This window comes from Nitratireductor sp. CH_MIT9313-5 (assembly GCF_037029545.1).
In the GTDB taxonomy this organism is placed as follows: domain Bacteria; phylum Pseudomonadota; class Alphaproteobacteria; order Rhizobiales; family Rhizobiaceae; genus Chelativorans.
In genome coordinates this window covers 126,453-146,345 of record NZ_JAYMER010000022.1, presented here as the reverse complement: position 1 = coordinate 146,345, position 19,893 = coordinate 126,453, and the positions used below count along the sequence as shown (strand labels likewise).

Here is a 19,893-nt window from a genome sequence, read left to right as displayed (position 1 = left end):
TTCAGCCCTAACGACATAATTGTTTGCTTATATCGCTGACGTGACTTCTGGCACAATAATTCTCACCGCTTGACGTCATCCCCCCGCCTCTGCACAAGCGGCTGGTGTTGTTGTTGGGCGGGTGCCCGACTTGTTTGGGCAGGTGCTTGATGGAAAGTCCTATTCTGGTTGAAGTTCTGCGCGGCGATGTGGTGGAGAGTGTTCATCGCGGGGTGATTGCCGTGGTGGATGCCGAAGGCAATTCCGTGTTCGAACGTGGAGACACGACGCGGGCCATCTTTCCGCGCTCTGCGGTCAAGGCGATCCAGGCGCTGCCATTCATCGAAAGCGGTGCGGCAGATGCATTTGGCTTTGGCAGGCGTGAGATTGCGCTGGCTTGCGCTTCGCATTCGGGCGAGCCGGAACATGCAGAGCTTGCCCGTGCCATGGTCGCCAAGGCCGGACTTGACGAAAGCGCGTATGAGTGTGGCGCGCATTGGCCAATGGAGCAGAAGCCGGCACTCGCGCTGGCGGCCACCGGTGCCAAGCCCAACCAGTTTCACAACAATTGCTCGGGCAAGCATGCCGGTTTTCTCTGCACCTGCGCGCATAAGGGCATCAGCACGGAGGGCTATGTGACAGCCGGTCACGAGATCCAGCAGATGGCAGCAGCTGCGCTCGAAGAGGTCACCGGCGCGTGCCTTGAGGCCGACCAATGCGGCATTGATGGCTGCTCCATCCCCACCTACGCCGTGCCGATCCGCAATCTCGCACAGGGTTTTGCGCGGCTTGCCACCGGCTCCGGGCTTCCTGAAAAGCGCTTCGAGGCGGCGCGGCGCATCTTTGATGCCTGCATGAGCGAGCCGTTTTACGTTGCCGGTACCGACCGCGCCGACACGAAGATGATGCAGGCCGGAAAAGGCCGCATCTTCACCAAGACGGGTGCCGAAGGCGTCTTCTGCGCCGCGATCCCGGAACTGGGTCTAGGCATCGCTCTCAAATGCGATGATGGCGCAACGCGCGGTGCGGAAGTGATGGTCGCGCAGACGCTTGCGCGCCTCTTGCCGGAAGGTGACGATCTGCGCGCAGAGCTTGAGGTTCAGGCACGACCGGAACTGAAGAACTGGCGCGGCATCAAGGTCGGCGCGCTGCGGCCCTCGTCCGCTCTCACGCAATAAGGTGGTTCGGTGTCAGACGCCGAACACCTCGTCATAGACTTTCACCGCGGCATCGGCGCGCTGGCGCACTTCCGCGGCACTCGCGCCTTCACTGTAGAGGCTGGAACCGAGGCCGAAGGTGCGGATGCCGACCTTTGCATATTCGGCGAAGTTCTTCTCCGACACGCCGCCGACAGCACCGATGGGCAGGCCCTTGGGCAGCACGGCCGACATTGCCTTGATGCCCGATGCGCCGAGGATGCCCGCGGGGAAGAATTTCAGGCATGTCGCGCCAGCGCGAGCCGCCGCAAGCGCATCTGTCGGCGAGAACACACCGGGCATGGAGACCATGCCCTTCGCCACTGTCTGCCGGATGACATCGGGCTCGGTGTTTGGGCTGACCACGATGGAGCCGCCCGCATCATGCACGGCGTTCACATCTTCCACCGTGAGAACAGTGCCTGCGCCGATCAGCACTCCCGAAGGGGCGCGCCTGGCCGCAATCTCGATGGATTTGAGCGGATCGGGCGAATTGAGCGGCACTTCTATGGCTTCGAAACCGGCCTCCAGAAGCTCGTCCACGATCGCTCCTACTTCATCAGGCCGCACGCCGCGCAGGATGCCGACGAGATCGCGCTTCAGCTTCGGCCAGGTGACGGTTTGACTGCTCATCAGGAATTCCCCCAGAAAGATTGTGCTGCGGCGAACAGGCCGCGGCGTGCCAGCGCCTCGCCATCAAGGGCTTCGGCATTAATCCCGGCGCGCGCCAGTGCCGCGCGATAAAGATCGGAAAGCGGTCCGGCGGCAACAAGGCCGACTTCTTCAGGCTCGAACGCGCGCTTCGCCGACGCGATCTCCGACCCTATGACCAGACCGGAAAGCCGCGAGGCAAGATCACCCGCCTCGGCACCCTTGAGAAGGGCAGAGGCGCGGATGGAGAAAAGCGCTTCGGTGAAGCCGCGCCCTTCCAGCATTTCATCAACGGCACCAGCGAATGCAGGGCTTTCCGCATTGGCCTTCGCCTCGCCCAGCGTGTCGCGAAGGATCGAATGTTTCGACACCAGCCCGTGCATCTCGCCGGTCATGAAGGTGGTGAAGCGGGTTAGACTTCCGCCTTCCACCACAGCCCATTTGGAATGGGTGCCCGGCATGCAGAAAATGCCATTATCCTCCACGCCTGAAATCGCACCGGCAAGTTGTGTTTCCTCGCCGCGCATCACGTCTTCACGGGCCTCATCCATCTGGCAGGCGCCGGGCAGAATGCGAATGTCGCGGCTGGCATGGGCGACCTTGACCGCGCTTTCATGAGCGGCGGAAAGCTGCGCGGGTGTGCGCATATATTCCGCCTCTACCCAGCCGCCGCGCGCGCCTGCCATACCGCATATGATGACCGGCAGGTCTACGGGCGCGCCCATTTCGGCCAGATGCTTTTCCATGATTGCTTCGAAACGATCCGGCATGGCCTGGCGCATGCCCTCGTCGCTCGCCCGGCTCGCCGACACATTGCCCGACTGGTCGAGAAGCCAGACGCGCATATTGGTGGTGCCCCAATCGATTGCAGCGCAGAACATGTCGGACCTTGCGTTCAACGGCTCAACTCCACTCAGTCGGAAAATCTCCAAGCCTTGCCGCCCGGGCGGCTGGCATGGGTCTTGCGCGAACTTGATAAGCGCGGAGCGGCAATCGGTCCAGTTCGGTAGAGGCGTTTTCGGTTCGCTTCCATGAGGAAAACCCGGCGAATACGCCGAGTTTTACCTCTATATGGGCCTGTTCAGGCGACTGCAGCTTCCACAGGTGGCTCCATCGCGCCGGTCATATATGCCACCGCATCAGACATGGTGTGTTTTTTGGGGTCGATCACGCAAAGCCGCCGTCCCAGGCGATGCACGTGGATGCGATCTGCCACTTCAAAAACATGGGGCATGTTGTGAGAAATGAGCACGATGGGCAGGCCGCGCGACTTAACGTCCTGTATGAGATCAAGCACCTTTCGCGATTCCTTCACGCCAAGTGCGGCGGTCGGCTCATCCATGATTATGACCTTCGAGCCGAATGTTGCAGCGCGAACCACCGCAACACCCTGACGCTGTCCACCGGAAAGCGTTTCCACCGCCTGTCGGATGTTCTGGATCGTCAACAATCCGAGTTCATTGAGCTTCTGGCGCGCAACTTCCTCCATCTTGTCGCGGTCCAGGGCACGCAACCAGCGCCCCCGGAAGCCCGGCTTGCGAAGCTCTCTGCCAAGAAACATGTTGTCGGCTATGGAGAGCGCGGGCGAAAGGGCCAGCGTCTGATGTACCGTTTCGATACCCGCATCACGTGCTTCCAATGGCGAGCGGAAGTCCACCTTCTGCCCGTCAAGGCGTATTTCGCCTTCATCCGGGCGGATGGCGCCCGAAATCGCCTTGATGAGCGTGGTCTTGCCGGCTCCATTGTCACCGATGACTGCAAGCACTTCGCCGGGATAGAGGTCGAAATCCGCGTGGTTGAGGGCGACAACCCGCCCATAGCGCTTAACCAGTCCGCGGGCGGTTAGAATGGGTTGAACCGTCATGCCGAAACCTTTCTGATCCACTGATCCATCGCCACGGCGATGATGGTCAGCCAGCCGATGGCGAAAACCTGCCAGAGCACATCCACCCCGGCCAGGCGCAGTCCTGAGTTGAAGACGCCAACGATCAGTGCTCCAACCAGCGGACCGATGATCGAGCCGCGACCGCCAAAGAGCGAAATCCCACCAATCACGACAGCGGTGATCGATTGCAGATTTGCTTCCTGAAAGCTTTGGGGAGATACCGAGCCCACGCGGCCGATGGCAGCCCAGGCTGCAATGCCACAGACCAGCCCGGCTAGCGCATAGACCTGTACAAGGGTGCGACTTGTTCTGATGCCGGCCAGTTCCGCCGCATCCTTGTCATCACCCACGGCATAGACATGCCTGCCCCAGGCGGTGCGGTTCAGGACGTACCAGAGGACGGCAAAGATCAGCACCATCAACATGGAGCCGAAGGTAAACTGCGCACCACCTATATTGATGCTCTCGCCAAAAAACTTGAGAAGCGGTGCCTGCGCGTCGATATCCTGACTGCGGATCGACTGTGCTCCTGACAGCCATAGATTCAGGGCGAAAAAGATGTTCCAGGTCCCCAGGGTAACGATGAAGGGTGGCAATCGGACCTTGGTAACCAGAAAGCCATTGAGGGCTCCCGCCAAGGCCCCGCAGATGAAGCCGATGCCGATGGCAACAGGAGCGGGAAGGCCCAGCTGAACGCCCAGATTGCCCATTATCACCGATGCCAACACCATGTTGGCCCCAACGGACAGATCGATACCGGCCGTCAGTATGACCAGACTTTGCGCCGCCGCGAGAATGCCGATGATGGATACCTGTTGCATGATCAGTGACAGGTTGAACGCGCTGAAGAAGCGGTCACCGGCGATGAAACCGAAAGCAATGATGCTGATTGCCAGCACGATCACCGGCACCATCGTCGGGTTGCCGTGGAGAAAGTGCTGAAGGCGGTCCATGAGATTTTTCTCATGCCCCTCGAAAGCGGCTACCGACTTGTCGCTGCGATCCAGCACCTCCTCAAAATCCTGCTTGTGCGGGGCCGCGCCTGCATCACTCATCTCATCCTCCCGTGAACCCAGATGGCCTTCTTGGTCGTTTGAAAGGCGCGAAGGCGGGAGCGACCTGCACTCCCGCATTCACGTCACTGCCGATCAACCCCAGCAGCGCTCAAGCCCTTCCTCGGAATCGATCGACTCGACCCCTTCAACCGGCTGATCCGTCACCAGCGTCACGCCGGTGTTGAAAAAGTCGAGGCCAGGGCTGGGCTCGGGAAGCTCACCGCTGTCGGCATATTTCTTGATGGCTTCGATGCCCATGGAGGCCATCAGCAGCGGGTATTGCTGGGAGGTAGCACCTATGATGCCTTCCTTGACATTCTGCACACCTGGACAGCCACCATCAACGGAGACGAGCAGCACGCCCTCTTCCTTGCCAAAGGATTTCAGCGCCTCATATGCTCCCGCGGCAGCCGGTTCGTTGATCGTGTAAACAACATTGATGTCGGGATCTTTCTGGAGAAGGTTCTCCATGGCCTTGCGGCCACCTTCTTCATTGCCGCTCGTGACATCATTGCCGACGATCCGCGGGTCATCTTCGTCACCGATCATTTTCTCGTCTTTAAGTTCAATGCCGAAGCCCTGCAGGAAGCCCTGATTGCGCAGCACGTCAACCGAGGGCTGGCTTGGCGCAAGGTCAAGGAGCGCGATCTTGGCATTGGCTGCTTCATCGCCGAGCGTTTTGGCCGCCCATTGACCGATCAGTTCACCTGCCTTGAAATTGTCTGTAGCGAAGGTCGCGTCGGCAGAATCGATGGGTTCAAGCGGGGTATCAAGTGCGATGACCAGTATGCCTGCATCGCGAGCCTTCTTGACTGCCGGGACAATCGCTTTTGTATCCGAGGCGGTCAGCAGGATCCCCTTTGCGCCGGAAGCGATGCAGGACTCGATAGCCTGGACCTGCGTCTCGTGATCGCCGTCGATCTTGCCGGCATAGGTCGAAAGATCCACCCCAAGCTCCTCCGCCTTCGCGCTCGCACCCTCCTTCATCTTCACGAAGAACGGATTGATGTCCGTCTTGGTGATAAGGCACGCACTGACTTCCTGCGCGGATGCTGGTGCCGAAAGGGCAAGCATGGTCGCGCCGGCAAACGCTAATGCGCCCGCCTTCAGAACTGTTTTCTTCATCACTTCATCCTCCCATGAATTGAGCGGTGGAACTGCACTCAATCCAGCGCCACCACCGCAGTCGTGACAGCCATAGGAAACTACCGGGATGAACAGCTGTCAATATATAAATCATTCTTATTTAATAATTGACACCCGCACTTTGTAGAGAAACAATCGGCGCGGATTGATGGAGGATATGGCCGATGGATGCGAGCACTTCGCCGGGCCGAAAACGCGATGCAACACAGGGGCGCGGCACCAATCAGAGTGGCATGCGCGACCATAATGAACGGCTCGTGCTCTCGCTGCTGCGGCAACATGGCAGCCTGGCCAAGAGCGATATTGCGCGGCTGACCGGCCTGTCAGCGCAGACCGTATCCGTCATCATGCGTGAACTGGAGGAAGAGCATCTTCTTGCACGTGGCGCGCCGAAGCGGGGACGCGTGGGCCAGCCCTCCATTCCGATGCACCTCAATCCCGACGGAGCCTATTTCCTGGGTCTGAAAATCGGACGGAGAAGCTGCGAGTTGGCGTTGATCGACTTCACGGGCAAGCTCCGCCGCATGACCCAACGCGCGCATCAATACCCAACCCCGGAGGAGACGATTTCCTGGGTGGTTGGCGAGATTGCCGCCATGAAGAAGGGCGACCTCTCGATCGCATGGGACCGGATTGGCGGCCTTGGTATCGCCATGCCCTTCCAGCTTTGGAGCTGGGCCGACACGGCTGGCGCACCGCAAGGGGCCATGGATGGTTGGCGCGTGCGGGATATTGCTGCGGAATTGAGCGCGCTTTGCCCCTTCCCGGTCTATCTGCAGAATGATGGAACCTGCGCCTGCGGGGCAGAACTGGTGTTTGGCGACACCGGCATAACCGGCGATTTCATCTATTTTTATGTTGGCGCCTTCATTGGTGGGGGCATTGCTGTGGGCGGCCGCGTTTATGCAGGTCACAGCGGCAATGCGGGTGCGCTGGGTTCCATGCCGGTCCCCGCGCCTGACCACAGCTATCGGCAACTCATTGATGTGGCCTCCATCCATGTGCTCGAAAGCAAACTTCGGCAAGCCGGTTACGACGCCCAGTTCCTGTGGACTTCACCGGAGGACTGGGGGGATATAGACGAGCATTTCGAGAGCTGGCGGACCGAGGCCGCGGAAGGTCTTGCCCATGCCATCGTGGCAGCCTCATCAGTGGTCGATTTCGAAGCGGCGATCATCGAAGGGTGGTTGCCCACCAGTCTGCGGGCACGTCTGGTTAAGGCAGTTCAGAGCGCGCTCGACGAGAAGGATTCCGAAGGTCTCGTCCTTCCGACCGTGCGTGAGGGAAGTGTCGGGCGGCATGCCAGGGCGCTTGGTGGCGCCAGTCTGCCGCTGGCGGAACGCTTTCTCATTGGCGCACCATTCAACATCCATTCCTGAACATAACGAGAGACACCAATCATGATCCTTTGCTGCGGCGAAGCCCTTATCGACATGCTGCCTCGCGAAACGCGCGAGGGTGCTCACGCCTTTACGCCGCATATCGGTGGCTCCGTGTTCAACTCGGCTATCGCTCTTGGGCGGCTTGGGGTGCCCGTCGGGTTCTATTCCGGACTCTCGACCGATCTTTTCGGAAAGAAGCTCGGTGATGCCCTTGAGGAAAGTCGTGTCGATCTTTCGCGCGTTCAGTTTTCCGACAGACCGACGACGCTCGCCTTCGTGCATCTCGCTGACGGCCATGCGAGCTATCACTTCTATGACGAGAATTCCGCCGGGCGCATGCTCGAGCCCTCGTCCCTCCCCGCGCTTGACGGCGTATCAGGGCTCCTGTTCGGCGGCATCAGTCTCGTGAACGAGCCTGCAGCCAGTACCTATGAGGCGCTGATGGCGCAGGCAGCGAAGGATCGGGTGGTGATGCTTGATCCCAATATCCGGCCCGCCTTCATAACCAATGCGGATGAACATCGCACGCGCCTCGCAAGGCTCGTCAAGCTGGCCGATATCGTGAAGATTTCGGTCGAGGATCTGGAATGGCTGAAGCCGGGTGTGGGAACCGCCGAAGCGGCCAATGAGCTTCTGAAGGGAGGCTCTCACATCGTGGTGGTGACGAGAGGCGGTGACGGCGCACAGGTCTTTGTGGGTGACGAGGAGCTGCAAGTGCCCGCGCAAAAGGTCGAGGTGGTGGACACCGTGGGCGCGGGCGACACCTTCAATGCCGGGCTGCTCGCAGCACTTCACAAGAGCGGCAATCTCGACAAGTCGAGGTTGGCTGGCATTGATAGTACCGCCCTGCGCGAGGCACTGGATTTTGCGGCGCGCGTTGCAGCAGTCACCGTGTCGCGCGCAGGCGCCAATCCGCCGTGGGCTGATGAGCTTGAGGCCGCGTGATCAGGCCTTGGTCAGCCTGCCTTCTGCTATGAAGTTGGGGCTTGTGAACTGCTCCAGCCCATCGCCCTTTTTCGGGCCATAGGTGAGGAGGCTGCCGTCTTCATGGGTGGTGCGGCCGCCTGCGGCGCGCAGGACCGCGTCGCCTGCTGCCGTATCCCATTGCATGGTGGGGCCAAAGCGGGGGTAGAGATCGGCCTCGCCTTCCGCGATCAGGCAGAATTTGAGTGAGGAGCCGACTGACACGGTGGTCGCGCCGGGATACCGGGCGATGCAGGCTTCCGTCTCGGGTGTCAGATGCGAACGTGAGGCGACGATGACGGGGGGATTGGGAGCCTCGCGCACCTGGATGGCTTCGCGGCTTATTATCCGGCCATCCTCGATCTTCGCCTTTTCCGCCGAACCCGGTCGTCCGCTCCACAGCGTCTGACGGGCTGGCGCATAGACGACGCCCACTTCCGGGGCGCCCTTGCGCACCAGTGCGATATTGACCGTGAAGTCGGGGCGCTGGTTGATGAATTCGCGCGTGCCATCGAGCGGATCGACCAGCAGGAAACCGTCCTCGCCGCAAGCCGGGATGACACCACCGGAAGCCGCTTCTTCCGAGACGCAAGGGGTGGCACCGAGTTCCTTTGCCAGATGCTTAAGGATGATGGCTTCGGCCGCACGATCGGCAATGGTGACGGGAGAGGCATCGGCCTTCTCCTCCACCGCACATCCCTTCTCGCGCACATCCATGATGGCCGCGCCTGCTTCGATGGCGATGGCCTCGAAGAGCGCGACCAGCGCCCCATCATCATGGGGCGCGTCTGCGGGCGTCAGTGTTTCGGTCAGCAAATGCCCTTGTCCTTCAGCCATGCTTCCAGTTCATCGGCCAGATCTTCCGGCGCGCGCCCTGCCGTCTTCAGGTGAATATCGGCACGCTCGGGCTCCTCGTAAGGAGAATCCACGCCCGTGAAGTTCTTTATCTCACCCTTCAGCGCGCGGGCATAGAGGCCCTTGGGGTCACGCTTTGCGCATTCCTCGAAAGGCGTGTCGACAAAGACCTCGACAAACTCGCCCTCCTCCATCAGTTCGCGCGCCATGCGGCGTTCCGCACGGAAGGGCGAGATGAAGGAGACAAGCACGATAAGGCCCGCATCCGCCATCAGTTTGGCGACCTCGGCCACGCGGCGGATGTTCTCCACGCGGTCTTCCTCGGTGAAGCCCAGATCGCGGTTCAGGCCGTGGCGCACATTGTCGCCATCCAGAATATAGGTATGGCGGCCATCGGCATGAAGCTTCTTCTCCAGAAGATTGGCGATGGTCGACTTGCCCGAACCCGAAAGCCCGGTGAACCACAGGACCGCCGGCTTCTGGTGCTTCTGCTCTGCGCGCGACTGCTTCGTCACATCCAGAGCCTGCCAGTGAATGTTGGCTGCCCGGCGCAGCGGATGAAGGATCATGCCTGCGCCGACCGTGCGATTGGTAATGCGGTCGATCAGGATGAAGGAGCCCGTGGTGCGGTTGTCGGCAAAGCTGTCAAAGGCTATCGGGGCCTGTAGCGACAGATTGCATTCGCCGACCTCGTTCATCTCCAGATGCTTGGCGGCCTCATGGGCGAAATTGTTGATATTGGTGCGGTGCTTCAGCGCCGAGACCGTGGCACTCACCTCGTCGGTTTCGGTACGCAGCACGTAAGGACGTCCGGGCATCATGGCCTGCTCGTCGAACCAGACCAGTGTTGCCGCGAGCTGATCGGCCACATGCGGGCGCGCATCGGGGGTGACGAGCATGTTGCCGCGAGAGACCTCGATCTCGTCTTCCAGCACCAAAGTCACCGCCTCGCCTTCCGCCGCACGGCTCAAGTCGCCATCATAGGTGACGATGCGCTTGACGCGGGAGGGCTTGCCGGATTTGGCGACCACCACCTGATCACCCACCGCAACAGAGCCGGAAGCAACCGTGCCTGCGAAACCCCGGAAGTCGAGATTGGGGCGATTCACATATTGAACTGGAAAGCGGAACGGCTTGGCGCTCAAGCCCCGCTCGATATCCACCGTTTCCAGATGGCCGATCAGGGTCGGGCCGTCATACCAGCTCATATTCTCCGACGGGCGCGAAACATTGTCGCCAAAGCGTGCCGACATGGGGATCGGCATGACGCTGGCAAAACCCAGATCCTTTGCAAAGGCGCGGTATTCCTCGACGATCTCGCCGAAACGCTCCTTCGAGAAGCCGACGAGATCGATCTTGTTGACCGCCAGCACAATGTTGCGGATGCCAAGAAGCGAGGCAATGATCGAGTGACGGCGCGTTTGCAGCAGCACGCCCTGGCGCGCATCGACCAGCACCACGGCCAGATCGGCGGTGGAAGCACCTGTTGCCATGTTGCGGGTATATTGCTCGTGGCCCGGCGTGTCGGCGACGATGAATTTGCGCTTCGGGGTGGAGAAGAAGCGATAGGCGACATCGATGGTGATGCCCTGCTCGCGCTCGGCCTCAAGACCGTCCACCAGAAGGGCAAGATCGATATCCTCGCCCGTTGTGCCGTGCTTCTTCGAATCCTTCTCCAGCGCTGCCAGCTGATCCTCAAAGATCAGCTTGGTGTCGTAGAGCAGACGGCCGATCAGGGTCGACTTTCCGTCATCGACCGAGCCACAGGTCAGGAAACGCAGAAGCGTCTTGTTTTCCTGGGCGGCGAGATAATCACGGATGCCTTCAACGGCAGCTTCAGTGGCGGGGTTCAGGTTTGCGTCCAGCATCAGAAATATCCCTCGCGCTTCTTCTTCTCCATGGAGCCTGCCTCGTCCCTGTCGATGGCGCGGCCCTGTCGCTCGGAGGTGCGGGCAGTCAGCATCTCGGCCACGATGGCTTCAAGCGTGTCGGCGGAGGATTCGATCGCACCCGTCAGCGGGTAGCAGCCAAGGGTGCGGAAGCGCACCATGCGCTCCTGCAGGGCCTCGCCCGGCTGCAGCTCCATGCGGTCATCATCCTTCATGATGAGCATGCCGTCGCGCTCCACCACGGGGCGCTTGGCGGCGTAATAGAGCGGCACGATGGGGATCTCTTCCTGCAGGATATATTGCCAGATATCGAGCTCGGTCCAGTTGGACAGCGGGAAGACGCGGATCGATTCACCCGGGGCCACGCGTGTATTGTAGGTCTTCCACATTTCCGGGCGCTGGTCCTTCGGGTCCCAGCCATGGGTCTTGGTGCGGAAGGAGAAGATGCGCTCCTTGGCGCGGCTTTTCTCCTCGTCGCGCCGCGCGCCGCCGAAGGCAGCGTCGAAACCGTATTTGTCGAGCGCCTGGCGCAGCGCGACCGTCTTCATCACATGGGTATGAACATTGGAGCCGTGGGAGAAGGGGCCGATCCCCTCACGCACGCCATCCTCATTGATATGCACCAGGAGATCAAAACCCTTCTCGCGTGCCATGCGGTCGCGAAACTCGATCATCTCGCGGAATTTCCAGGTCGTGTCCACATGCAGGAAGGGGAATGGCGGCTTGGCGGGATAGAAGGCCTTCATCGCCAGATGCAGCAGGACGGAAGAATCCTTACCCACCGAGTAAAGCATCACAGGCTTGGAGAAGCTTGCCGCCACCTCACGCATGATATGGATCGATTCCGCCTCCAGACGCTGGAGGTGGGAGAGCCTGAGATGGGAAATTGGTGCATTCATGCCGATACCCTTCGAGCAGTGCGGCCACATCTGGCGTGGCTGAGCCTGCTTTAGGAAGTATCACCGGGGGCATGGGGGCTACAGGAAGCAGCCCCTATAGTATCGGCAGAATGCGAGCGCGTTTTGCGCGGCTTCGGGAATAGGCGGAATGTTCTTCCGCCTGCTCCGAAAAAAGGGTCAGGCGACGCTTACCGCCTTGCGGATCTCTCCAATCACCCGATCCTGATCATCCTCGCTCAAATAGGGATGCATGGGCAGGCAGAGGATGCGGTCAGGCAGGGTTTCCGACACTTCCAGCCCCATCGGCGAACGCGGAAAATCCTTGTAGGCTTCCTGCACATGAAGCGGGCGCTCATAGTAGATGACGGAAGGAATGCCTTCGCTTGTCAGATGCGCACGAACGGCATCGCGTTCCGGCGTCTCGATCGCGTATTGCGCCCATGCGGAGCGTTCACCTTCCGGCAGCACGGGCACTGTGACGACATCGCCGAGGCCATCCCTGTAGCGATCCGCCACCTTCTGGCGAAGTTCCATCTCTTCGGGAAGAATGGAAAGCTTTTCCAGCAGGATTGCCGCCTGGATCGTGTCGAGGCGTGAGTTCAGCCCTACCCGCACATTGTCATACTGGCTTGCACCCTTGCCATGGAAAGCAACAGAGCGCAGCACCTCTGCCAATTCACCGTCATTGGTGAACATGGCCCCGCCGTCGCCATAGCAACCAAGCGGCTTTGCGGGATAAAAACTCGTGCCGGCGACATCGCCAAAGGCGCCACACATGGTGTTGCCACTGGCCCCACCCATGGACTGCGCCGCGTCCTCGATCACGAACAGGCCTTCACGCTCGGCGATGGACGCGATCTTCTGATAGTTCGCGGCAAGACCGAAAAGGTCGACGGGGATGATCGCCTTTGGCTCCAGCTCGCCCTGTTCGCGGACCATCGCAATGGCCGCTTCAAGACTTTCCACGTCGATATTGTAGCTGTCCGCCTCGATATCCACGAAAACGGGAGAGGCACCGGCCAGCGCCACCACTTCGGCCGTCGCGGCAAAGGTGAAGCTTGGCACGAAAACGGCGTCGCCGGGGCCGATGCCCTTTGCCATGAGCGGTATCAGCAATGCATCGGTGCCGTTGGCGCAGGCGACCACGTGCTTCACGCCAACATGTTCGGCCAGCGCCTGCTCCAGCTCGCCCACTTCCGGGCCGAGGATATAGCGCCCTTCGGCTATAACCTTTGCCACCCGCTCGTTAAGACGTGTCTCTATGCGTGCGCGCTGGGCGCCCAAATCGATGAATTGCATTGTCTAACCTGCCGCCGCCGGAACCCCGGATCAATTTGTCACGTGATAGGGGTTGCGCGTGGGTTGCGCAACATCGCGGAACGTTCAACATGTTGAGAGCATTGTTACACGCGGTGAAGCTGCGGCAATCTGTTAGAATTTGCGTTCAATCTTCATCCCCTCTAACTACAACCGCATGGCGCATTCGCGCTGTTGTGTGGCGGCAATCAGGAGAACAGCCAGGAATGAGTGCTCCGTTCAAAGCGTATGACGTTCGCGGACAGATCCCCTCCCAGATCAATGTGCCATTCGCCTATCGCTTTGCGCAGGCGGTGAAAGCCTCTCTCAATCCCCAGCGCGTGGTGGTTGGACACGACATGCGCATCGACAGTCCCGCTCTCGCGCAGGCCCTGATGCAGGGGCTGATGGATAGCGGCGTCGATGTGCTTCCCGTCGGACGCTGCGGCACGGAAGAAGTCTATTTCCACACCGCCCACTCCGGTGCCGATGCGGGACTGATGGTAACGGCCAGCCACAACCCTCCGGATTACAACGGCATCAAGATGGTGCTTAAGGGTGCGGCGGCTGCCACGCCGGAGAACGCATTCAATGCGATTGAAGAACTGGTTCGCTCCGACAAAGCGCTTCCGCAGGTCACCGACCATGCTGATCGCGGCGTGTTTCACGACCACTGCAACCGGGAAGACTATATCGCGCGGCTCTTGCAGGAAGTGACCTCCAAGCAGCTCAAGCCGCTCAAGATCGTCACCCATGCCGGCAATGGCTGTGCGGGGCCGATCATCGATCTTTTGGAGCGTCACCTGCCCTTCACCTTCATCAAGGTGGACCACGAGCCCGACCCGAAGCTGCCCAACGGCGTTCCGAACCCGCTGTTGCCTGAAAAGCGTCAGAAGGCGAGCCAGGCCGTTCTCGACCACGGGGCGGATCTCGGCATCGCCTGGGATGGCGATTTCGACCGCTGCTTCCTCTACGACCACAAGGGCCGCTTCGTTGAAGGCTATTATCTGGTTGGGATGATCGCCAAGCACATGCTTGAGAAGGAGCCCGGCAGCACGATCCTTTACGATCCGCGCCTGACCTGGAACACCATCGATATCGTGGAAAGCAATGGCGGCGTAGCCAAGCCCTGCCGCACGGGCCACGCCTATTTCAAGCAGATGATGCGTGAGGAAAACGCCATCTATGGCGGCGAGATGAGCGCGCACCACTATTTCCGCGATTTCAGCTATTGCGATTCGGGCATGCTGGCCTGGCTGGACGTCGTCTCGGAGCTTTCAGCCTCCGGCGCGCGGTTGGCCGATGTTCTGGAAGAGCGCATCGCCGCCTATCCCTGCTCGGGTGAACTGAACTTTACCGTGGATGACGCCAAGGCCGTGCAAGAGCGTGTTGCAGAGCATTTCCAATCCGCCAATCCGGAAGTGGAAAGCATTGACGGTCTCGGCATGGTCTTTGACGACTGGCGCTTCAATCTGCGTGCCTCCAACACCGAACCTCTCCTGCGACTGAATGTCGAGACGCGCGGCGACAAGGCGCTTCTTGAAAAGAAGGTCGAAGAGCTGCGCGGCCTGATCCAGGCCTGAGACACCCAGCGATAAGTATCAAAAAGGGCGGCCCATCGAGCCGCCCTTTTTCGTTTCAGCCGATCTTCATGCCCCAGAAGCAGGTTTCATCCGCGGCGAAATAGCCGTCGGCATCCGTGAAGCCGCCCTGCAGCGCCACCGTGTCTCCGGCAGACAGTGAGGCGAATGCCTCGATGCGAAGCGTGGTCTGTTCCGAAACATGGGCACCGCCAAGGCTCTGCGTCGATCCCCGAACCGGTGCGACATCATTGAGGAGAAAGCGCGCGCGCATGCGTGCATCCAGCGAAGCATTCACCTTGAAAAGCAGATTGGCACCCAGAAGATAGGTGCCATCGGCAGGCGCGGTGAACAGGCCTGTACCGGCATCGAAAACCGACTGATCATTATAGTCGACATTGTTGATGCCGATGGTCGTCCAGCTGTCGAGGGCAGCGTAGTTGTCGTAATTGGTGAAAGCCTTGAAGCGGGGAAGATTGGGCTGATCCACCACTCCATCCGCAGCGCGCAATACGAGCGCATCGCGAAAGCTCACCCCATCCGCGCTCGTCCTGAATATCAGGTCGTCACCGCCGGCCAGACCCAATTCGGCGCGCGCGGACCAGCCGGATTGGAAGATCAGCGACAGGACATTCCCCGCGGCCTCCTTGTTCATGACGAGGCGCAAATCGCCGCTCTCCCCCTCCCCGCTTTCTGCCGCCGCGAAGAGTACGTTGTTCAGTTTCGCGGAGAAGCGGTTCGTGTCGTCCGGAGCCGTGCCGATGCCAAGCCGCGCCAACTGCTCTCCATTACCGCCAGAGGCAATTCGCCATTCGCCATCCAGCCAGATGGCAACAGAGGCTTCATCCTCGATGACCGCTTGCCAGCCCGGCTGCGGCTCGTAGAAAATCCAGACCCCGTCCTGAAATGCGGCGACCTGCCCCGCGCGCCCTTCCCAAACACCGCTTGCGCCCGCAGCAACAATATACCGTTCGCCTTCCGCCACCGCGCCCGGCGGCTGGTTCAACACCCGGCTTTTCACCGAAAGCTGCACCAGCGCATCAAGCCGCAACAGCGCCTCGTTATGCGTGACATGCTTCTGCGCCTGGGAGGGCATGATGAAAGGCAGTTTCAGAAGAGCGGTATTGTCCATGAGAGGCATTCCTTCCTGCAGATCAAGCTGCGGAAAGGGTAATGGCATGGACGGAAGCGGGGATAAAATTGTCAGTTTCTGGCTGGGGCGGCAGGATTCGAACCTGCGCATGGCGGTACCAAAAACCGCTGCCTTACCACTTGGCTACGCCCCAACTTTCCGGAAAATCGCTCCCGGACGCGAAACAGTGCTCCCTATAAGGATTCGCCGCGCCAAGTGCAATCTCTCTGACATGAGTTTGACATCAAAAAGGTCATTCTGGTGTTGACGCCCTCGAAGCTGCGGGGAACCAAGATGTTAAGGAATGCTTACACATTCGACCTTGCGGGCAAATACTGGTAGAAGAACCGGTCAGCATTGGGTATCTGCGTTCCCCGACAGGTCGGCGCTTTGGCGGCTTGTGAGATGTTATGAGAGTTTGGTTTAGAAGATGACGATCAACCAGATGCGCGAGTGGATAATCTCTCGCCCCCGGCGCACCAAGCGGCTCATGCTGGTCACGGTCGACTTTTTCAGCCTTATCTTCATCATCTGGGCTGCCTTCTGCTATCGCTTTGACAAGCTGTTTGTCCCCAATCTGGAGCAGACGCTCTTCATGGTTGCGGGTCCGGTCATAGCGATCCCGATCTTCGTGAAAATGGGACTGTATCGTGCGGTACTGCGCTATTTGCGCGAGCGGGCGCTGTGGACGATCTTCATCGCGGTTTCGATTTCGTCCCTGATCTGGGTGAGCCTGGTCTTTCTCACCCTTTCCTATGGCGCGAGCGGCATTCCGCGTACCATTGCCGTTCTTTACTGGCTGGGCGGTTTTTGCGCCGTCGCGGGTAGCCGCTTTGCCGTGAAGGCGCTCCTTCGCGGGCGTTCGGGCAGAGGAGCGGACAAGACGCCGGTGCTGATTTACGGTGTTGGTGATGCTGCCGTTCAGCTGGCCGATGCGCTGCACAATTCGCCAGACCGGCAGGTCGTCGGCTTTATCAGCGACGACAAGGGCATGGCCGGCATGGATATCATGGGCCTGCGCATCTATCCCGAAGGCAACATCGATGATCTGGTTGCCAATGTCGGCATCAAGGAAGTCATCATCGCATCAAGTGCAGCAGGACCCCGGCGGCGACGCGAACTGGTGTCAAAGCTTGGCCATCACGGCCTGAAAATCCGTCTGCTGCCACCGCTGGCCGACCTTGCGGCGGGACGCTATCTCGTCAGCCATATCCGCGATATCGATATTGACGATTTGCTTGGGCGATCACCGGTTCCGGCCGATCCCGAACTCGTGCGCGAGGCGGTTGAGGGACGCACGATCCTGGTCACGGGTGCTGCCGGATCGATCGGCTCTGCCGTGTGCCGTGCCATTGCACAGGCCAATCCGCGCAAGCTTGTACTTCTGGAGGTCAACGAACTTGGCCTCTACCAGATCGAGCGCGAGATGCGCCGCCACGGCTTCCCTGTCGTGCCTGTTCTTGGAACCATCACCGACGCCGCCATGCTTGCACGAACCTTCCGCGAGCATCGCATTCAGACCGTCTATCACTGTGCGGCCTTCAAGCATGTCTCGCTGGTTGAAAAGAATGTCATGCAGGGCGTGCACAACAATGTCTTCGGCACCCTGGCGCTCGTGCAGGAGGCGCACGCTGCCAATATCGAGAAATTCGTCCTTATCTCTTCTGACAAGGCCGTTCGTCCAACCAGCGTCATGGGCGCAACCAAGCGCTGGGCGGAGCTGATCGTGCGCCATTACGGGCGTCAGCTTGAGGAAAAGGCCGCCCGCGGCGTCTATTCCTCCGTGCGCTTTGGCAATGTTATTGGCTCCAGTGGCTCGGTCGTCCCGCTTTTCAAGGAGCAGATTGCGGCAGGCGGACCGGTAACGCTCACCGACCGCGAAATGACGCGCTATTTCATGTCGGTGCGCGAGGCAGCGGAACTGATCATCCAGGCGTCCACGCTTTCATCCTGCGGTGACATTCTGCTTCTGGACATGGGCGAGCCGGTGCGTATCCGCGATCTTGCGCGCGACATGGTCATGCTGGCGGGCTTGACTGTCCGTGATGAGGAAAACCCGACCGGTGACATCGAAATCGTGACCATTGGCATGCGCAATGGCGAGAAGCTGCATGAGGAACTGTTCTACGATCCCGTCGGCGTGACGCCAACGCAGCACCCGAAGATCCTGCGCGCCAAGCCCCAGAACCGCATGTCTGCACAGGTTCCAGCCATGCTTGAGGCGCTGCGTCAGGCGCTGGAGACAGGCGACGAGCAGGTGGTTCGCGATGTACTTTTTGGCGAATTGCAGAAGCGACGCGACCAGCAGCCCCTGACCATCGAGGCCAAGCTGCAGCCGGACACCACCGATCTCCCGCGTCATTCCTGAGGCCACCGGTTAGATGAATGATCACACGCGCAGCAGCGTGGAACCTCAGGCCACCCGAGGGTTCTACCCACGGCTTGGCAAGCGGCTTCTAGACCTTTGCCTGACCATTCCCGGCGGGCTGGTGGCGCTACCCGTAATAGGGCTTGCAGCAATCGCCATCCGAAGGAATTCACCCGGCCCGGCGATCTTCATGCAGGAGCGCGTGGGGCAAAACGGCCGCGTATTTCGCTGCTACAAGCTTCGCAGCATGTATGTGGATGCACCTTCCGTGCCGACGCATGAAGCGGCACAGGCCGCGGTCACGCCTGTCGGGCAGTTTCTCCGTCGCACCAAGATCGACGAGTTGCCGCAGCTTTGGAATGTCCTGCGCGGGGAGATGAGCCTTGTCGGGCCCCGCCCCTGTCTGCCAAGCCAGCGCGAACTGATTGACGCAAGGCAGAGCCGCGGGGTGCTCGACATCCGCCCCGGTATCACCGGATTCGCGCAGGTGAAGGGTATCGACATGTCCCGCCCGCATGTTCTGGCTGAGGCAGATCAGCAATATGTACAGCGCATGTCAGCAGTGCTTGATCTCAAGCTGATGGTACAGACATTGTTGGGCGGCTCATAGCCTGTTGCGGCGAGCCAATACCTCTTCCCATTGCAGCGAATGCGCGATGATCGTGTCGAGATCATCATAAAGAGGCTCCCAGCCAAGTTCCTGTCGGCATCGGTCGGAACTGGCAACAACCGCCATCACATCGCCCGTGCGCCGGGGGGCGTGAATGACGGGAAAGTCTCGTCCCGACAGGCGCTTTACCGTCTCGATCACCTCGAACACCGTATGACCGCGGCCATAGCCGGCATTGGCGATCAGGCTCTCTCCACCGGCCCGCAGGCGTTGCAACGCCAGATAATGTGCGCTGACCAGATCGCTCACATGGATGAAATCACGGATGCAGGTTCCATCGCGCGAGGGATAGTCCGTGCCGAAGACTTCGATCTGCGGTCGCTTGCCCGTGGCCGCCTCGCAGGCGACCTTGATGAGATGGGTCGCACCCTTGGTAGACTGGCCGGTGCGCAGGCGCGGGTCGGCACCGGAGACGTTGAAATAGCGCAGCGCAGTGAAGCTCAGATCATGCGCGGCCGCCGTATCCTGCAACATGCGCTCGATCATCATCTTGGAAGCGCCGTAAGGCGTTTCGGGACGAAGGGCCGCTTCCTCACGAACCGGCGCGCGGTCGGGAATGCCATAGACCGCAGCGGTGGAGGAGAAGACGAAGTGGCGAACGCCGCAATTGACGGCAGCCTGGAGCAGGCTGTGCGTCTTGACGGTATTGTTGTGGTAGTAGGTGAGTGGATCATCGAGCGACTCCGGCACGATAACCGAACCTGCGAAATGGATGATCGCCTCGACCCTGTGGCGACGGATGATCTCTTCCATCACCTTGCGGTCACCGATGTCCTGAACGACAAGACGAGCAGCCTCCGGCACGGCCCAGTCGAAGCCGGTGGACAGACGGTCGACGACAACCACCTCCTCATCGTGGTCGATGAGTTCCCATGCCATATGGCTGCCGATATAGCCGGCACCGCCTGTTACCAAGACCGCCAAGAACCGTCCCCCTCATTATCCGC

General features: G+C 60.2%; 17 protein-coding genes and 1 tRNA gene. 6 read left to right on the top strand and 12 right to left on the bottom strand.

Translation table 11 applies throughout. From position 1 onward, the window contains the following. Window positions 1-149: 149 nt before the first annotated feature. The gene (locus WA367_RS16090) at window positions 150-1,157 is read left to right on the top strand and encodes an asparaginase (protein ID WP_336057788.1); all 1,008 of its coding nucleotides are present in this window, start codon (window positions 150-152) and stop codon (window positions 1,155-1,157) included. 12 nt (window positions 1,158-1,169) lie between these two features. On the opposite strand, the gene WA367_RS16085 is transcribed toward WA367_RS16090, so the two are convergent. The 5 genes from WA367_RS16085 to WA367_RS16065 all read right to left on the bottom strand — a co-directional run bounded on the left by WA367_RS16085 (window position 1,170) and on the right by WA367_RS16065 (window position 5,891). Further along, complete coding sequence (locus tag WA367_RS16085) at window positions 1,170-1,808, bottom strand: 2-dehydro-3-deoxy-6-phosphogalactonate aldolase (protein WP_336057787.1); 639 nt, start codon at window positions 1,806-1,808, stop codon at window positions 1,170-1,172. Continuing rightward, on the bottom strand, window positions 1,808-2,725 hold the full coding sequence (locus WA367_RS16080; RefSeq protein WP_336057786.1) for a 2-dehydro-3-deoxygalactonokinase: 918 nt from the start codon (window positions 2,723-2,725) through the stop codon (window positions 1,808-1,810). The genes WA367_RS16085 and WA367_RS16080 overlap by 1 nt, the downstream gene beginning before the upstream one ends. 182 nt (window positions 2,726-2,907) lie before the next feature. After that, window positions 2,908-3,690 (bottom strand): ATP-binding cassette domain-containing protein, encoded by a 783-nt coding sequence (locus WA367_RS16075; protein WP_336057785.1) that lies wholly within the window; start codon window positions 3,688-3,690, stop codon window positions 2,908-2,910. After that, a complete protein-coding gene (locus WA367_RS16070; RefSeq protein ID WP_336057784.1) occupies window positions 3,687-4,766 on the bottom strand; it encodes an ABC transporter permease in 1,080 nt (359 codons plus the stop codon). The genes WA367_RS16075 and WA367_RS16070 overlap by 4 nt, the downstream gene beginning before the upstream one ends. 93 nt (window positions 4,767-4,859) lie before the next feature. Continuing rightward, window positions 4,860-5,891 carry a sugar ABC transporter substrate-binding protein gene (locus tag WA367_RS16065; protein ID WP_336057783.1) on the bottom strand — a complete coding sequence of 344 codons (1,032 nt, stop codon included), beginning with the start codon at window positions 5,889-5,891 and terminating at the stop codon, window positions 4,860-4,862. 185 nt (window positions 5,892-6,076) lie between these two features. On the opposite strand from WA367_RS16065, the gene WA367_RS16060 reads away from it, so the two are divergent. Together WA367_RS16060 and WA367_RS16055 are read left to right on the top strand one after the other, a co-directional pair. Continuing rightward, window positions 6,077-7,291 (top strand): ROK family transcriptional regulator, encoded by a 1,215-nt coding sequence (locus tag WA367_RS16060; RefSeq protein ID WP_336057782.1) that lies wholly within the window; start codon window positions 6,077-6,079, stop codon window positions 7,289-7,291. A gap of 21 nt (window positions 7,292-7,312) precedes the next feature. Beyond that, on the top strand, window positions 7,313-8,239 hold the full coding sequence (locus WA367_RS16055) for a carbohydrate kinase family protein (protein ID WP_336057781.1): 927 nt from the start codon (window positions 7,313-7,315) through the stop codon (window positions 8,237-8,239). On the opposite strand, the gene cysQ is transcribed toward WA367_RS16055, so the two are convergent. The 4 genes from cysQ to WA367_RS16035 all read right to left on the bottom strand — a co-directional run bounded on the left by cysQ (window position 8,240) and on the right by WA367_RS16035 (window position 13,199). Then, complete coding sequence (gene cysQ, locus WA367_RS16050) at window positions 8,240-9,094, bottom strand: 3'(2'),5'-bisphosphate nucleotidase CysQ (RefSeq protein WP_336057780.1); 855 nt, start codon at window positions 9,092-9,094, stop codon at window positions 8,240-8,242. It abuts the gene before it with no gap. Continuing rightward, on the bottom strand, window positions 9,067-10,980 hold the full coding sequence (gene cysN, locus WA367_RS16045) for a sulfate adenylyltransferase subunit CysN (RefSeq protein ID WP_336057779.1): 1,914 nt from the start codon (window positions 10,978-10,980) through the stop codon (window positions 9,067-9,069). The genes cysQ and cysN overlap by 28 nt, the downstream gene beginning before the upstream one ends. Beyond that, on the bottom strand, window positions 10,980-11,900 hold the full coding sequence (cysD, locus tag WA367_RS16040; protein ID WP_336057778.1) for a sulfate adenylyltransferase subunit CysD: 921 nt from the start codon (window positions 11,898-11,900) through the stop codon (window positions 10,980-10,982). Before cysD ends, cysN begins: the two co-directional genes overlap by 1 nt. A gap of 177 nt (window positions 11,901-12,077) precedes the next feature. Beyond that, window positions 12,078-13,199, bottom strand: a complete 1,122-nt coding sequence (locus tag WA367_RS16035; protein ID WP_336057777.1) for a DegT/DnrJ/EryC1/StrS family aminotransferase — start codon at window positions 13,197-13,199, stop codon at window positions 12,078-12,080. 224 nt (window positions 13,200-13,423) lie between these two features. Between WA367_RS16035 and WA367_RS16030 the strand changes: the two genes are divergently transcribed. Beyond that, window positions 13,424-14,779 (top strand): phosphomannomutase/phosphoglucomutase, encoded by a 1,356-nt coding sequence (locus WA367_RS16030; protein WP_336057776.1) that lies wholly within the window; start codon window positions 13,424-13,426, stop codon window positions 14,777-14,779. Between the two features lie 55 nt (window positions 14,780-14,834). Here WA367_RS16030 and WA367_RS16025 read toward each other — a convergent pair whose 3' ends face one another. Both WA367_RS16025 and WA367_RS16020 read right to left on the bottom strand, forming a co-directional pair. Beyond that, window positions 14,835-15,908, bottom strand: coding sequence for a DUF2793 domain-containing protein (locus tag WA367_RS16025; protein WP_336057775.1), 1,074 nt, complete (start codon window positions 15,906-15,908; stop codon window positions 14,835-14,837). Window positions 15,909-15,987: 79 nt separating this feature from the next. After that, window positions 15,988-16,062: transfer RNA gene (locus WA367_RS16020), tRNA-Gln, on the bottom strand. 276 nt (window positions 16,063-16,338) lie between these two features. Here WA367_RS16020 and WA367_RS16015 point away from each other — a divergent pair. Both WA367_RS16015 and WA367_RS16010 read left to right on the top strand, forming a co-directional pair. Continuing rightward, window positions 16,339-18,276 carry a polysaccharide biosynthesis protein gene (locus WA367_RS16015; protein WP_336057774.1) on the top strand — a complete coding sequence of 646 codons (1,938 nt, stop codon included), beginning with the start codon at window positions 16,339-16,341 and terminating at the stop codon, window positions 18,274-18,276. Between the two features lie 13 nt (window positions 18,277-18,289). Then, window positions 18,290-18,886 (top strand): sugar transferase, encoded by a 597-nt coding sequence (locus tag WA367_RS16010; protein ID WP_336057773.1) that lies wholly within the window; start codon window positions 18,290-18,292, stop codon window positions 18,884-18,886. On the opposite strand, the gene galE is transcribed toward WA367_RS16010, so the two are convergent. Next, on the bottom strand, window positions 18,881-19,870 hold the full coding sequence (gene galE / locus WA367_RS16005) for a UDP-glucose 4-epimerase GalE (protein ID WP_336057772.1): 990 nt from the start codon (window positions 19,868-19,870) through the stop codon (window positions 18,881-18,883). The two genes, WA367_RS16010 and galE, sit on opposite strands and share 6 nt — an antisense overlap. Window positions 19,871-19,893: the final 23 nt, after the last annotated feature.

Excerpts from the sequence above, each read along its gene's own strand:
- WA367_RS16090 (WP_336057788.1), top strand. The coding sequence starts at position 150 with ATGGAAAGTCCTATTCTGGTTGAAGTTCTGCGCGGCGATGTGGTGGAG.
- WA367_RS16085 (WP_336057787.1), bottom strand. The coding sequence starts at position 1,808 with ATGAGCAGTCAAACCGTCACCTGGCCGAAGCTGAAGCGCGATCTCGTC.
- WA367_RS16075 (WP_336057785.1), bottom strand. The coding sequence starts at position 3,690 with ATGACGGTTCAACCCATTCTAACCGCCCGCGGACTGGTTAAGCGCTAT.
- WA367_RS16070 (WP_336057784.1), bottom strand. The coding sequence starts at position 4,766 with ATGAGTGATGCAGGCGCGGCCCCGCACAAGCAGGATTTTGAGGAGGTG.
- WA367_RS16065 (WP_336057783.1), bottom strand. The coding sequence starts at position 5,891 with ATGAAGAAAACAGTTCTGAAGGCGGGCGCATTAGCGTTTGCCGGCGCG.
- WA367_RS16060 (WP_336057782.1), top strand. The coding sequence starts at position 6,077 with ATGGATGCGAGCACTTCGCCGGGCCGAAAACGCGATGCAACACAGGGG.
- WA367_RS16055 (WP_336057781.1), top strand. The coding sequence starts at position 7,313 with ATGATCCTTTGCTGCGGCGAAGCCCTTATCGACATGCTGCCTCGCGAA.
- cysQ (WP_336057780.1), bottom strand. The coding sequence starts at position 9,094 with ATGGCTGAAGGACAAGGGCATTTGCTGACCGAAACACTGACGCCCGCA.
- cysN (WP_336057779.1), bottom strand. The coding sequence starts at position 10,980 with ATGCTGGACGCAAACCTGAACCCCGCCACTGAAGCTGCCGTTGAAGGC.
- cysD (WP_336057778.1), bottom strand. The coding sequence starts at position 11,900 with ATGAATGCACCAATTTCCCATCTCAGGCTCTCCCACCTCCAGCGTCTG.
- WA367_RS16035 (WP_336057777.1), bottom strand. The coding sequence starts at position 13,199 with ATGCAATTCATCGATTTGGGCGCCCAGCGCGCACGCATAGAGACACGT.
- WA367_RS16030 (WP_336057776.1), top strand. The coding sequence starts at position 13,424 with ATGAGTGCTCCGTTCAAAGCGTATGACGTTCGCGGACAGATCCCCTCC.
- WA367_RS16025 (WP_336057775.1), bottom strand. The coding sequence starts at position 15,908 with ATGGACAATACCGCTCTTCTGAAACTGCCTTTCATCATGCCCTCCCAG.
- WA367_RS16015 (WP_336057774.1), top strand. The coding sequence starts at position 16,339 with ATGACGATCAACCAGATGCGCGAGTGGATAATCTCTCGCCCCCGGCGC.
- WA367_RS16010 (WP_336057773.1), top strand. The coding sequence starts at position 18,290 with ATGAATGATCACACGCGCAGCAGCGTGGAACCTCAGGCCACCCGAGGG.